The sequence below is a fragment of the Pseudoneobacillus rhizolycopersici genome (genome assembly GCF_054786815.1).
Genome location: NZ_JBTOOE010000228.1, coordinates 1 through 239 on the forward strand (window position 1 = coordinate 1; position 239 = coordinate 239).

Below are 239 nucleotides of genomic sequence, written 5' to 3' on the forward strand. Positions count from 1 at the left end.
CTTCAAACCAATAGCACCAGCAATATCACCTGAGAAGACTTCAGGAATTTCTTTTCTGGAGTTAGCATGCATCTGAAGCAAACGACCTACACGTTCACGTTTATCTTTTGATGCATTCAAAACATACGAACCAGATTCAAGTGAACCAGTATAAACACGAATGAAGGTTAAACGACCTACAAATGGGTCACTAGATATCTTAAATGCTAAAGCTGCAAATGGTTTGCTGTCATCAGCCT

The 239-nt window shown here is 39.3% G+C and carries 1 protein-coding gene; it reads right to left on the minus strand.

Going from position 1 to position 239, the window contains the following annotated elements; genetic code table 11:
* Nucleotides 1-239 (minus strand): EF-Tu/IF-2/RF-3 family GTPase (locus ACX9YW_RS23530; protein ID WP_460351225.1); only part of this gene is annotated, 239 nt, incomplete at both ends.